This is a genomic window from Nonlabens sp. MB-3u-79 (assembly GCF_002831625.1).
In the GTDB taxonomy this organism is placed as follows: Bacteria; Bacteroidota; Bacteroidia; order Flavobacteriales; family Flavobacteriaceae; genus Nonlabens.
The window spans coordinates 2,079,952-2,093,318 of the sequence record NZ_CP025116.1 but is presented as its reverse complement, the minus strand read 5'-3'; the positions used below and the strand labels follow the sequence as shown (position 1 = coordinate 2,093,318).

13 protein-coding genes and 2 pseudogenes are annotated in these 13,367 nt (G+C 33.7%); all 15 read right to left on the bottom strand.

The window, feature by feature from the left end; translation table 11 throughout:
• Window positions 1-12: 12 nt before the first annotated feature.
• Window positions 13-495: an acyltransferase gene (locus CW736_RS09240; RefSeq protein ID WP_198519315.1), complete on the bottom strand. Its 483-nt coding sequence runs from the start codon at window positions 493-495 to the stop codon at window positions 13-15.
• Between the two features lie 194 nt (window positions 496-689).
• The gene (locus CW736_RS09235; RefSeq protein WP_101013674.1) at window positions 690-2,165 is read right to left on the bottom strand and encodes a lipid II flippase MurJ; all 1,476 of its coding nucleotides are present in this window, start codon (window positions 2,163-2,165) and stop codon (window positions 690-692) included.
• Complete coding sequence (locus CW736_RS09230; RefSeq protein ID WP_101013673.1) at window positions 2,166-3,392, bottom strand: hypothetical protein; 1,227 nt, start codon at window positions 3,390-3,392, stop codon at window positions 2,166-2,168.
• Window positions 3,382-4,083 carry a cytidylyltransferase domain-containing protein gene (locus CW736_RS09225; protein ID WP_101013672.1) on the bottom strand — a complete coding sequence of 234 codons (702 nt, stop codon included), beginning with the start codon at window positions 4,081-4,083 and terminating at the stop codon, window positions 3,382-3,384. Before CW736_RS09225 ends, CW736_RS09230 begins: the two co-directional genes overlap by 11 nt.
• Before the next feature lie 14 nt (window positions 4,084-4,097).
• A complete protein-coding gene (gene neuC, locus CW736_RS09220; protein ID WP_101013671.1) occupies window positions 4,098-5,258 on the bottom strand; it encodes a UDP-N-acetylglucosamine 2-epimerase in 1,161 nt (386 codons plus the stop codon).
• A complete protein-coding gene (locus CW736_RS09215; protein ID WP_101013670.1) occupies window positions 5,258-6,259 on the bottom strand; it encodes an N-acetylneuraminate synthase family protein in 1,002 nt (333 codons plus the stop codon). The genes neuC and CW736_RS09215 overlap by 1 nt, the downstream gene beginning before the upstream one ends.
• Window positions 6,260-6,262: 3 nt before the next feature.
• The gene (gene wecC, locus CW736_RS09210) at window positions 6,263-7,477 is read right to left on the bottom strand and encodes a UDP-N-acetyl-D-mannosamine dehydrogenase (protein ID WP_101013669.1); all 1,215 of its coding nucleotides are present in this window, start codon (window positions 7,475-7,477) and stop codon (window positions 6,263-6,265) included.
• Window positions 7,478-8,593: a non-hydrolyzing UDP-N-acetylglucosamine 2-epimerase gene (gene wecB / locus CW736_RS09205; RefSeq protein ID WP_101013668.1), complete on the bottom strand. Its 1,116-nt coding sequence runs from the start codon at window positions 8,591-8,593 to the stop codon at window positions 7,478-7,480.
• 8 nt (window positions 8,594-8,601) lie between these two features.
• Window positions 8,602-8,793, bottom strand: a complete 192-nt coding sequence (locus CW736_RS09200; RefSeq protein ID WP_101013667.1) for a hypothetical protein — start codon at window positions 8,791-8,793, stop codon at window positions 8,602-8,604.
• 30 nt (window positions 8,794-8,823) lie between these two features.
• Entirely contained in the window at window positions 8,824-9,285 is a 462-nt protein-coding gene (locus CW736_RS09195; RefSeq protein WP_101013666.1) for a UpxY family transcription antiterminator, read from the bottom strand.
• A gap of 554 nt (window positions 9,286-9,839) precedes the next feature.
• Window positions 9,840-10,291 (bottom strand): annotated as a pseudogene (locus CW736_RS09190) (UDP binding domain-containing protein); the annotation flags it as partial.
• Window positions 10,292-10,326: 35 nt separating this feature from the next.
• Window positions 10,327-10,671: a phosphomannose isomerase type II C-terminal cupin domain gene (locus CW736_RS09185; protein WP_101013665.1), complete on the bottom strand. Its 345-nt coding sequence runs from the start codon at window positions 10,669-10,671 to the stop codon at window positions 10,327-10,329.
• A 24-nt stretch (window positions 10,672-10,695) separates the two neighbouring features.
• Window positions 10,696-11,127 (bottom strand): adenylyltransferase/cytidyltransferase family protein, encoded by a 432-nt coding sequence (locus tag CW736_RS09180; RefSeq protein ID WP_101013664.1) that lies wholly within the window; start codon window positions 11,125-11,127, stop codon window positions 10,696-10,698.
• 121 nt (window positions 11,128-11,248) lie between these two features.
• Window positions 11,249-11,854: pseudogene (gene wecB / locus CW736_RS09175) on the bottom strand (non-hydrolyzing UDP-N-acetylglucosamine 2-epimerase); the annotation flags it as partial.
• A gap of 117 nt (window positions 11,855-11,971) precedes the next feature.
• Complete coding sequence (locus CW736_RS09170) at window positions 11,972-13,366, bottom strand: UDP-glucose 6-dehydrogenase (protein WP_101015094.1); 1,395 nt, start codon at window positions 13,364-13,366, stop codon at window positions 11,972-11,974.
• Window position 13,367 lies beyond the last annotated feature (1 nt).

The following is a 13,367-nucleotide window of genomic DNA, read 5'->3' as shown; positions in this document are numbered from 1 at the left end:
AAACTTTAAGCATCATTGAAACCACGGCTTGTAGTTGAGCTGATATTTCAATCCGCTTTTTCTGATTCCTATCTGTTTTGCAGGAATACCACCGTATATGGTCATCGCCGGAATATCTTTTGTTACTACCGAGTTTGAAGCGACCACAGCACCGCGTCCTATAGTAACACCTGGTAGAATAGTCACTCGTGAAGCAATCCAGACATAGTCCTCTATGGTAATGCCGGCACCAATGTCAATGTGATAGTCGTCATGTACGTCATGTTCAAGCGTCCATATATTTGTTTCTTGGGCTATATCAACATTGTTACCTATTTTCAAATGACCGCCACGACCGTCCAGAAGCACATTTTTATTAATCACCGTATGGTTTCCTACCGTGATGTTTTTTGGCACCCTAAATTCTACACCCATCAAAACAGATGAGTTTTTTCCAAAACAATTACAAGATGACCTCATAATCATCGCTCTTAACCAATGTGCAGGAAAATTCATTAAGAATCTTCTGATAATATAATTCCAGAAGGACTTAATAATAATCCTAGTGTATTTTACCATTTTTTTTATCATCATTATTAGGTTGACCGCAAGCGTTACAAATGTAATGATATCTGTACTTTATAGTATACGTTAGGTTGATGTAGTTATTGCTTTCGCGAAAGTGAACCATCCTGAATACCAGCAATAAATTAAAATCTGACGAACACTTTTCTATATGTTTTTATTGCAAGATAAATAGGGTAGGAACACAATAACGTAGTTATAAATATGCGGATAAAAAATTCGAGTGAAAATTTCGCCTCAAATTCAAAGTAAAATTGAATAAATATGGCTACAAATACCAATGCTGATAATATTAAGATATCTCTATCAAAATAATTAAAGTTTAGAATTATGGAATCTTTTTTATAAACAATGTATGTCGCAATTGTTAGCAGCAATACATTCATAGGTATTACGAACAACAGACCATTGATGTCAAAAAGATATATTAATAGATACGAAAACAAAGCGCTTAGAAGCTGAGAAACCGTCCAGTATCTATACAACATTTTTCCTTTACCGTCAGCAACACTCATTTTTCTATACATCAAATTAATAGATCCTATTAAAATAGCAATGGCATTAAATTGAAAAAAGTTATATGCCAGCTGTACATCATCACCCTGAAATTTATCGCCACCCCAAATTACTTCGATCGCTTGTTCTCCTAAGAGATATATGGAAATAATTAAAAATGCATTGATCGCCAGTAGACTTTTCATGTTTTTCTGGAACAGATCATTTAAATAGTCCATAGAATCAAGGGACTTACTGTAGAGTGTAAAGAAGATTGTCACAAAAGGCTGTACAACCAGATTCTGAATCTTACTAGATAGATTCTGTAAATATTTGAAAATAGCAAAACTACCTTCTGGTAAATAAGAAATACTTGCGGTTAGCACCATCGTATATGTTTGGGTTGAAACTGCATAGCCTACAGTGCTTCTCGCGGCCTTAAAGAATTCTGTATGATCAAACCCTTCAAGTCTCCAGATAAAAGCTGGCTTGTAACCTAACTTTGCCAACTGTACTAAATAAAATAAAAATTCAATACATTTACCTAACAATAAGGAAACGACAAGCGCCCAAATACCCAAGTAAGGGAAAAAGACAATTAAAGAAAGAACGTTGAGTGCACTATTTATAAGACCTAGTAACTCTGCACGACCAAATTTCTCTTCAGCATTCAAGATATTGATAAAGAATGAGTTGATGATTTGAAGCAATAAGTAAGGTAATAATACTCTAAAAATCAGAGTAGCAAATTCTTGATCACTCGGTTCAAATCCAGGAACGGTCAATTGAATGATATATGGTGTCAAAAAGAAAACTGCAACCGTTAATAGTAGACCAAAAATCAACATGCGCGATAGGATCAAGTTGAGTGCCTTGAATCCCATTCTGGCTTTGATTGCATTGAGCTGATGATATACTGGCAAAAATATTTCAGAAAGTTGTCCACTTTGAGTCAATGAAGTCACAATATAAACTAGACTCTGAGCAGCAAAGTAAATTTCTATCAATCGAGAAGCTCCAAAATAACGTATCTGCAATATCGAAAAGGTCACGCCTAGTATGGCTGCAAGAAATTTCAAAGAGAAAAGTTTTAATAGTACTTTCATTTAATGATTTAACCAATTAATTAAATATTCTTTAAAAGATGAATTAGCTTTATTAATTTCTAAATCTTTAAATTCATAGGCATCTTTTGTATGTAAATATTTAGTGATATGTACCCCTCTAGAATATTTCCCTAAATCTCCGTAAGTATTAATATCGATTTTAATCTGAATAATTTTGCATTTAGAGTTCACCAAAGCTGCATCAAAAACAAAAGTTGTTCCTAAATTTATTACATATTTAGCATATTTATTAATTAAATACTTATGCAACATATGGGCTTTACTAAAAACCTCTAATCCATCTGTAATTTTATTACCAATACCAACTTTAACATTTTGAATTTCTTGTAAAGCTAAAACATCTTTGTATGGCGCCAGAGGGTATGGTCTAATGTAGAGTTGAACATCTTCTCTATTTAACTTTAATGCTAAATCTCTAACAAAACGTAATTCTTCAGAAAACGCAAAATAACTAGAAGAAGTGCACATGGGATAAATTGCGACATCATTATTTTTTATAAACAAAACATCTTCTAACTCTTCTTTATTCAGTATTTTTTCATCAAAACCCTTGTTATATTCTTCAATATATCTAAACTTTAAAGGTTTTCCTTTAATCGGTTTTTTATAAAATTGATATTGTTCTAATTCTTCAATTAAAGAATCATTCCAAGTTTCAACTTTTTTTGGATTTAGTAAAAATGGTTCTTTTGCAGGATGGTCCCAACTCTCTATAATTAAATGAACTTTGTCCTCAAATGGTGTAATTAAATATGGATTAAACACTTTTGTCACCAAATATATTTTGTCAAAATTTATTGGAAATGATTTAATTAAGGATACCCTATAAAGAAAGTTTATAAGTATACTGTAGGTTTTATTTACTTTACTATTTTTTAAATTAAATAATTTAAAGGAATTAGATACTTTTTGCTTAAACCCAGAAAATTTTATTTTTTTTCTCTGCTGATAAAATTCAGAAAAATTTTCGTTAACGCATAATAATTTAAACCACTCTGTAAAAAAAACTCCTAATGGACTATTATAATCGTTTATAAATATAATATTTTCATCTTTAACATTAAATTTTTCCTTAACAGTTAAATAATATTTACTTCTTGTTATAATATAAACATCATTTTTTTTATATCTATACTCTTCGAATAATGGTAGAATATCATAAAGACCAAATGCATGATCACAATAAAATGCTATTTTAGTTTTCATATTTTTGTCTAAAGATTATTTCTGCATTTTTCCAATCTTCTAAAGTATCTATATTTACATTATTCTTTGTAGGATTAACAAAGTAAGACGTTTTATCACCATATAAAGAGTTCTGATTAAGTATAACATCAGTTTTTATTATATAAACACTGCCATCTCTATAATACGCATTTGGTAAATCTTGCCTTCTAGGAATAATATTTTTTTCTCCTGTAGAGATTGATAAATTCCCATTCTCATTTTCTTTAAAAGTCCAATGCGGATTTAAGTGATGAGGAACATTTAAAACAGATATTAAAGAATCTGAATCCGTTGCTATAAATTTTTCTAAACAGTTATTCAGAAAATCGAGAGTTCTAATTGGGGATGTAACTTGTAATAAACATATGGCATCAAATTCTATACCTAAATTTTTATAGAAAGTTAAAGCATGCTTTATCACTGGAAGTGTAGGACTTATATCTTGAGCTAAATTATCAGGTCTCATAAAAGGCACTTCTAATCCTAGTGATTTAGAAACTTCAGCTATCTTATCATCATCGGTACTAACAATAACCCTGTCTAAATATTTAGATTTTAAAGCAATTTCTGAAGTGTATTGAATAAGGGGTTTTCCGTTTAATTCTTTTATATTTTTATAAGGAACTCCTTTAGAGCCTCCTCGTGCTGGAATAATACCCAATATATTCATAACTCTTTTTATCGTTAATACTGTAAAATTTTTGAATAAGGTAATTCAATTTCTGCCAAGATATTTGCGATTTTCACTCCTGAATCTCCTTTTCCATAGATAAAATCTCTTTCAGGAAGTTCAGAATTAATTTGTTTTAAAATAGCTTGTTTTATTTCTTTTCTATTATAATCTGCATCAATTACATTCTTCCCTCTATCTCTGCCTTCTTGACGCTTGCCAATATTTACAGCGTGTACTCCTAAAAATGCACATTCTCTGATTCCTGCACTAGAATTCCCTATCAATCCTTTGGAATTATATAGCAACCTCAAAAAATCCATGGGAGCCATATTTTTAAAGAAATGAACATGACTTAAATCATAAGTCTCTCTATAATGACGTATTCCAGAAGAAGTCGCATCTGAACCTGCATCAACATTTGGCCAAAACCATAACGTTGGTATTTTTAGTTCTCGGATTACTTCTAGTGTTTCAACAATGTGTTTTCTTGCATTTTTGTACTCATTTGTTTCTGGATGTTGCATAACTATTAAATATCCGTTACTTATATCTAAGTCTGCACCTACGCCACCATATTTTTTTATCGGATCAAAATCTAAATCCGGATTATCTAAAATTTCCGCTGCTAAATCCAACGATGGACATCCGGTATTAAAAACAAATTTTGGATTTTCCCCCATTTTTAGGACTCTAACCATAGAAGGTAAAGATGAAACAAAATGAATATCTGCTAACTTAGTATTTGCATGTCTTACCTTTTCATCAATATTCCCTGTTACTTCGCCACCTTGAAGATGAATAAGAGGAATATTTTGATAAGCAGCTGCAATTGAAGTTCCAATAGTTTCGTACCTATCTGCAATCGTTAAAATAGCATCTGGCTTCATATTATAGAAAACATTAGATAATTCCATAATTGCCATACTTGTAGTTTTAGCCATAGCAGTTTCATTTTCTACAACTAATACATTGTAAACTTTAGCATCAATTTTAAAACCATCATTTTCTATAACTTGTACTGCATTACCATAAAGCTCTAACAAAGCAGAACCAGCTACAACAAGCTTTAACTCCAAATCATTATGATTTTCAATAGCAGTTAGTAATGTTTTCACTCTGCTGTAAGATGGCCTTGCTGTAACAACTACACATATTTTTCTTTTAACTTGCATTAATCTTGTAAATTATTTTTTTGAATAAAATCCCACTTATTTAAATCTGTCTTTAGTTTTCTACCAACTATAGATTCAAATTCTTTAGCAGTAATACCCATAGTTGAAGGTTTTTTTGCCTCTAAATCATCAAAAGTAATAATATTCCCAGATTTTAGATCTTTATTAACTGCTAATGATTTTTCAAAAATTGTTTTTAAATCGGCAAATTTAGAATTATCTCGTTTGAAATTTGAGTTACTCTTTAAATCATTAGAGATTTGAATAACACCATTGGTTAATTTTTTTATTTCAGAAATCGTTAATGAAGAATTTGCATCCGGACCAAACATTTGCTTATCAAAAACAACATGAAATTCTAAAAGGGATGCTCCTAAAGTTGTTGCTGCTAAACACGCATAAATATCCCCACTATGGTCAGAAAAACCAATTGGAACATTGTATTTATTTATAAAACTTGGTATTAAATTAAGACCCCACTCGCCAGAAATAGAAGGATAACTTGTAGTACATTGAAAAATGGAAAGGTTGTTACCTTTATTATTTATGAAAGCTACTGTCTTATCTAACTCATCGTAAGAGCTCATTCCAGATGATAAAAGAATAGGTTTTCCTGTTTTAATAATTTTTTCTAGCATTAAGTAGTTACTTACTTCACCAGAGCCAATTTTATATCTTTGCACTCCAATTTTTTCAAGTAAATCAACTGCTTTATTACTAAATGGAGAAGAAATAAACTCAAGGTTTTTATCTTCACAATGTTTTTTTAAACCAGCCCATTGTTCAGTTGTAAATTCCATTCGTTTCCAATAATCAAATCTAGTTTTATCTTCATAACTAAATTTAACTCTAAAGTCTTCAAATTCAGAGCTTTCTGCCTCTGCAATATGTGTTTGAAATTTTACTGCTGTAACGCCTGTTAATGCTAAAGCATCTATATAAGAATGCGCTATTCCTAAGCTACCTTCGTGAGCTTGACCAATTTCTGCAATTATATCCATATCTTATTTATTAATACCACAAAAATCTAAAACAACCTTACTAGAATCGTATTCTAAGTTTTTAAATTCATCATGGGCTACTAAAAAAACTAGAATATCTGTCTTTTCAATTGCATGTTTGTAATCAGTTATTTTAAATACATTATGCTCTTTTATATTTGGTTCTACAATATAATATTCTCCATTATTATCATTCTGTAAAACCTTATTCACAATATATTTAGCAGGAGATTCTCTTAAGTCATCTATGTTCGGTTTAAAAGCTAAACCCATAAGAGCAATTTTGGGTTTCCTACCATGTTTTAACTCAAACTTTAATTTTTCTGTTTGAATTTTTTCAGCACACCAAAAAGATTTGTAATTATTTACTTCTCTCGCAGTACCTATTATTTTTGATTCCATTGGATAATCAGAGACAATAAAATAAGGGTCTACTGCAATACAGTGACCACCTACTCCACAGCCTGGCTGCAAAATGGTTACTCTCGGATGTTTGTTGGCTAGTTCTATCAATTCCCACACATTAATGTTTGCTTTATCACAAATCAGCGATAGCTCATTGGCAAATGCAATTTGTACATCTCTAGAAGAGTTTTCTACCAGCTTGCACATTTCAGCAGTTCTAGCGTTGGTAGCGTGTAAATCTCCTTTAACGTATTTAGAATAAAAAGAAAGCGCCTTTTGAGTACTCGCTTCATTCACTCCTCCTATAACTCGATCGTTATGTACTAATTCATGCATCACATTACCTGGAAGCACTCTTTCAGGACAATATGCGATGTGTATTTGATCTTTTAATTCTGGACGTTCTGTATAGATCAATTCCATCATTTTTTCTGTTGTACCAACAGGAGAGGTCGACTCAATAATATATAAATCTCCTTTTTTAAGAAGAGGTATAATTCCTTTGGTAGCTGCTTCCACAAAAGAAATATCTGGCTCATGTTTATCTTTAAAAGGAGTAGGAACCACAATAAGGTAATTATTAGCTACTACCGCTTTAGTAGCAGCTTTCAAGTAACCATCTTTAACCGCAGCAGCAACAGCCCCTCCTAAAGATGGCTCTACGATATGAATTTTACCAGCATTGATGGTATCGACTACCTTTTGATTGATATCTACTCCATGCACATGGACATTATTTGATGCTATTAATGCTGCTGTAGGTAGGCCTATATAACCTAAACCTATCATGACAACTTCTGGTTGGTGACTCATTTATGTATTTTTTATAATGTTAACGATGCGCTTACAGGCACTTCCATCTCCGTAAGGATTATGAAGTTGACTCATTTGATCAAATCGTTCCTTATTATTGATCAGCTCTAAGGCTTCTGAAACGATCCTATCTTTATCTGTTCCAACCAATATAACAGTGCCTGCTTCTACTGCTTCTGGTCGTTCTGTAGTATCGCGCATGACTAAGACAGGCTTACCTAAACTAGGGGCCTCTTCTTGCACTCCACCACTATCAGTGATAATGATCCTACTGCGGTTCATCATCCAAATAAAATCTTGATAAGCTAAAGGGGCTATAAGTATGATATTATCAACATCCTTAAGTATTCTATTTACCGGTTCTTGTACCTTAGGGTTCAAATGAACGGGATATACAATTTTAAAATTTGGCTTCGCTTCAGCAATCTCTTTCAAAGCTTGACATATATCTTCAAAACCTTTACCGTGATTCTCTCTTCTATGTCCTGTTACTAGAATCATCTCGTGATCCCCTAAGGACTCACTCATGGAGTTCACAAATGCAGAAGGCTTTTCTTCTACCTTTTTTACACTAGCTAACAAGGCATCAATAACCGTATTACCAGTAACTACAATTTGATTCTCTGGTATATTCTCCTTTAATAAATTATCTCTAGAAGTAGTGGTAGGAGCAAAATGAAAGTCTGCTATTCTACCGGTCACTTGTCTATTCACTTCCTCAGGAAATGGAGACCATTTGTCATCGGTACGCAATCCTGCTTCTACATGACATACTTTGGACTGGTTGTAAAAAGCAGCAATACTGGTAGCCATGGTGGTAGAGGTATCACCATGTACAAAAACATAATCTGGATTAAATTCTTCTAAAACAGGTTTCATTCCTGTAATAATGTCTGCGGTTAAAGAATATAAATTTTGACCTGGTTTCATAAGGTCCAAATCGAAATCTGGAGTGATATTGAAAAAATCAAGAACTTGATCTAACATTTCCCTGTGTTGGGCAGTTACGCAGACTTTGGTTTCAAAATCTAGAGGGTTTTTTTGAAATTCTTGAACCAATGGTGCCATTTTTATGGCTTCGGGTCTGGTTCCAAAAACAAGTAAAATCTTTTTCATCGGTTGAATTATAACTTTGATTGTGCTTTCATGTCGGCTTTAATAAAAGTGAAAAACTCAAGTTTTTCTAATGGGGCTGTGTTATGAAGGTGAATGGTCGAGAAATTATCCAAGCCTACTACTTTATATTCTTTATGTAAAAAAAGATCTACCAAATTGAAGCTTAGAAACCCAGCAGTAGCTATAACTGATATTTTCATTGTTTCACTCTTTAATTGGTATATTCTTAACTATTTATTTAGAATAAGTTTTGTCCCGAAACCACTTAAAATAAGAATGGTTTGGTTTCCTTTTTGTTCTTTAAAAGTTGCTGTTTGCCCTTTAAAAACACCTTCTTTTAGAATCAGGCTGTCGCCCGGTTCTAGAGACGCAACGCGTACTTCTTTATAGCTGTTTTCGCTAAGCAATTCTTTTATTGCATTGATTTCCTCTTCTCTTACAATGGCAGGTTTTCCTAACCAAAATAAGTAGCGTACTACGCCTGGTATATCGAAAACAGATGATCTTTGCGACTCAGTCACTTGCACAAATACATAAGAAGCAAAAAGTGGCAACGAAACTTTTTTTTTCCGGTCACTCCATTGCTTTACAGTAGTAAGCATAGGGCAATAAACGTTAATACCAGCAGTGGCTAGGCCTTGCGCTACTTTTACTTCATTTTTTGGTTTTGTGTAGAGCACCAACCAATTCATTTGTGCGTCGTTAAGTGTTCTTATTATATATTTTTCTTATGTACAAAAAATTAGGGGCTGGTTGTTTTATAAAGCATTGTTATACTACTTTTTTTCTATAGCTCCGCTACTGTGAGCCCCATTATATTTGGAACTCCCCACAGTAACTTGCGCAAAAAGCGCTAATTTTTCAGGTCGCAAGATAATAAATCTCCGTGCTTTCGCCCCGTAATTATCTGTTCTTTTCTAAGTTTAATTTTCAATACAGGTTCCTCCGTTTGCTGTTAGTTTGTACCTTTTGTTACTCTTCACAAAACCCATAAATAAATACATTCGCCGCACACAATAAATTATGTCCAAACGAACAGCTTACAGCTTTATATATTTCTTAAAATTTAAGGGATAGTGCAATAGCTATAAAACAACACATGTAAAATGTAAAATACATTGACAAATCTTACAACCTACTAAAAGACTATTTAAAAGGTTCTTGTGGTAAAACCTCATATAATCTTTATCAATCTAAGGTTTCCGCTTCCCGAAGTGAATTCGGAACAAGTTTCGCTAAAGCGGCATCAACCTCTACCTATCGTATAGACGTCAAAGCCAATACTTTTTAACTCCTCATGATCCAATAGCATGCGGCCGTCAAAAAGAAAAGCCAGTTTTAGCATACTGTTATAGATTTTTTTCCAGTTGAACTCTGTGAATTCATCCCACTCTGTCAATATAGCAGTAGCATGTGCCTTTTCAACCGCTATTTTAGGATCGGTGACTACTTTAAGAAGTCTGCGGTTTTCCTAATCTGATCTGGCGCCTAAATAATTAAAGTCACTATAGATTTGTTCTGCGGTTACTTTTGGATCGTAGACCGTAATTTCTGCTTGTTCGTTTAATAGGTAGTCGGTCACATAAATAGCTGCGAGCTCTCTGGTATCGTTGGTATTCTTTTTAAAGGCCCAACCCATTAAAGCGATTTTTTATCAGATACGGTATTGAATAAGGTCTTTACGATTTTCTTAAGGTATATTTAAAAGTCAGTTGAATTGCTTAGGATTATTTCTAATTTCTATCATAATCGTCTTCTATCCGTACAATATCGTCTTCTCCAAAATAAGTACCTAGTTGTACTTCAATAAAGATACAATCTTCTTCGGCTGAAGGGTTCTCGATTCTATGCTTCATACCTTGCGGTATTTGCACAATGTCCCCATAATAGTAATCTTTGGTTTCACCGTCTAAAGTTATTCGCCCAACACCGCTTACTACCGTCCATACTTCTGAACGCTTATGGTGGTATTGATAAGAAAGTCTGCCTTTAGGTTTCACTTTTATACGTTTGACTTTGTGGGTGTCTTGATTTTCTAAAACAAAGTATTCTCCCCAAGGTCTGATGTCGTGTTCCATTTTATTTGATTAAAATTAAAAATATTACTTTTTCAAAAGCCAACTACTTGATTGGATTTTCTCACCTAAACCGTCCGTAAGCAGCACTCCTAGTTCTTCACATATTATTGCTTCAGGTATGCTTTTGTTGTTTTGGTCACCCCCATTTGCAAACATAAAATCAAAATCTGACTTATACTCATTTACAATTTTTTTTAAGGTTGCTCTAACCGTTGAGTCTTGATCAATGGATAATATAGCCTTATTTACTGATTTAATATTACTCACGATAAGCAAACGTTCTTCCTCATCTTGAAAAGCTTTGCTTCCTTTGAGCTCCCTTTGATAATCGTTGTTGACGATAACAAACAATTGATGACCTAGAGCTTTGGCCTGTTTAAAATAATCAATATGTCCCTTATGGATAGGATTAAAATAGCCTGATACAATTACTGCAATTGATTTTTTATATGTCATTGGTGTGTTTTTATGGATAGTTTAAATTTATCTGTGGATTATGGACTGTTCACTATCAAGAAAGCACGGCTTCGCCTCAATTAGCAGTCTTTTTAAGTCAACTTGGCGCATAGTCTTAGAATTCTTTCATTTCCTTAATAAAAGCCATTGGTTCATTATCTACCTTAATATTATGGTCCAATAAAGCATCAATTACGGTATTATGAGTAACCAAGATTTGACCCTCTTCAATATTTTTCAAGAGAAGATTCTTCTTACAAGTCTCTGTAGGGACAAAATGAAAGTCTGCTATTCTTCCGGTCACTTGTCTATTCACCTCCTCGGGAAATGGAGACCATTTGTCATCGGTACGTAATCCTGCTTCTACATGAAATACTTTGGACTGGTTGTAAAAAGCAGCCATACAGGTAGCCATGGTGGTAGAGGTATCACCATGTACAAAAACGTAATCTGGATTAAATTCTTCTAAAACAGGTTTCATTCCTTTGATGATGTCTGCTGTTAAAGAATATAAGTTTTGACCAGGCTTCATAAGATCCAAATCGAAATTTGGAGTGATATTGAAAAAATCAAGAACTCGATCTAACATTTCCTGGTGTTGAGCTGTTACGCAAACTTTATCTTCAAAATTTTGAGAATGTTTTTGGAATTCTTCAACCAATGGCACCATTTTGATATCCTCTGGAAGGGTTTCAAAAACGATAAGGTTTTTTTTAAATTCACTCATTTTACAGCAGTATTTTTTTGAACATTTAATCAATTCTCACGATTAATGTTGGGTTTCATTTTAAATATGTTTTCCGCTTCCCGAAGTGAATTCGGGACAAATATTGCGAAAGCGGCATCAACCTTTACCTATGGTGTAGACTTCAAACCCAATGCTTTTTAACTCCTCATGATCTAATAGCATACGACCGTCAAAAAGAAAGGCCGGTTTGAGCATGCTGTCATACATGTTTTTCCAGTTGAACTCTGTGAATTCATCCCACTCTGTCAATATAGCTGTAGCATGTGCCTTTTCTACCGCTATTTTAGGATCGGTGACTACTTTAAGAAGTCTCCGATTCTCCTCATCTGATCTGGTCCCCAAATAATTAAGGTCACTATAGATTTGTTCTGCAGTTACTTTTGGATCGTAGACCGTAATTTCTGCTTGTTCGTTTAATAGGTAGTCGGCCACATAAATAGCTGCGGACTCTCTGGTATCGTTGGTATCCTTCTTAAATGCCCAACCCATTATGGCTATTTTTTTACCAGAAACGGTATTGAATAAGGTCTTTACAATTTTCTTAGCAAACCTCCTTTTCTGGTGATCGTTCATAATGATGACTTGTTCCCAATAATCTGCCACTTCCTGTAACCCATAGGTCTGGGAAATGTAGACAAGGTTCAATATGTCTTTTTGAAAACAAGAACCTCCAAAACCAACAGAGGCTTTTAAAAACTTAGAGCCAATTCTAGTGTCCGTTCCTATAGCTCTCGCCACTTCATTCACATTAGCCTCAGTAACTTCACATAATTCTGATAGTGCATTGATACTACTTACTCGTTGTGCAAGGAATGCATTTGCTGTCAACTTAGAAAGCTCTGAAGACCATACGTTTGTCGTCAAGATACGTTCTTTAGGAACCCAGTTGGAATATACATCCACTAAAGCTTTTTGAGCTTTTTTTCCATTTTCTGTTTGCTCGCCACCTATGAGTACTCTATCTGGGTTTAATAAATCGCTTACTGCTGTTCCTTCTGCCAAGAATTCTGGATTGGAAAGTATGTCAAACTGCACACCATTTCCAGTATGGTCTAGAATACTCCTTAAAGCCTCTGCAGTTCGCACAGGTAAAGTAGATTTCTCCACTATTATTTTATCTGTAGTCGCAACTGCGGCTATTTGTCTAGCGCAAAGCTCAATATATTTTAGATCTGCCGCCATACCTTTTCCTACACCATAGGTTTTGGTAGGTGTGTTTACAGATATAAAAATCATATCTGCTGCTTTAATTGCTGCGTCTACATCGGTAGAAAAGAACAGGTTTTTACCCCTGGTTTGCCCCACCAAATCCGATAATCCGGGTTCATAAATAGGTATGTTTTCTACATCAGGATCATTCCATGCGGCGATGCGTTTTTCATTGATATCAACTACATTAACAGTAATATGAGGGCATTTAGCGGCTATCATGGTCATCGTCGGACCTCCTACATAACCTGCACCAATACAACAAATGTTTTTTACTTTCATA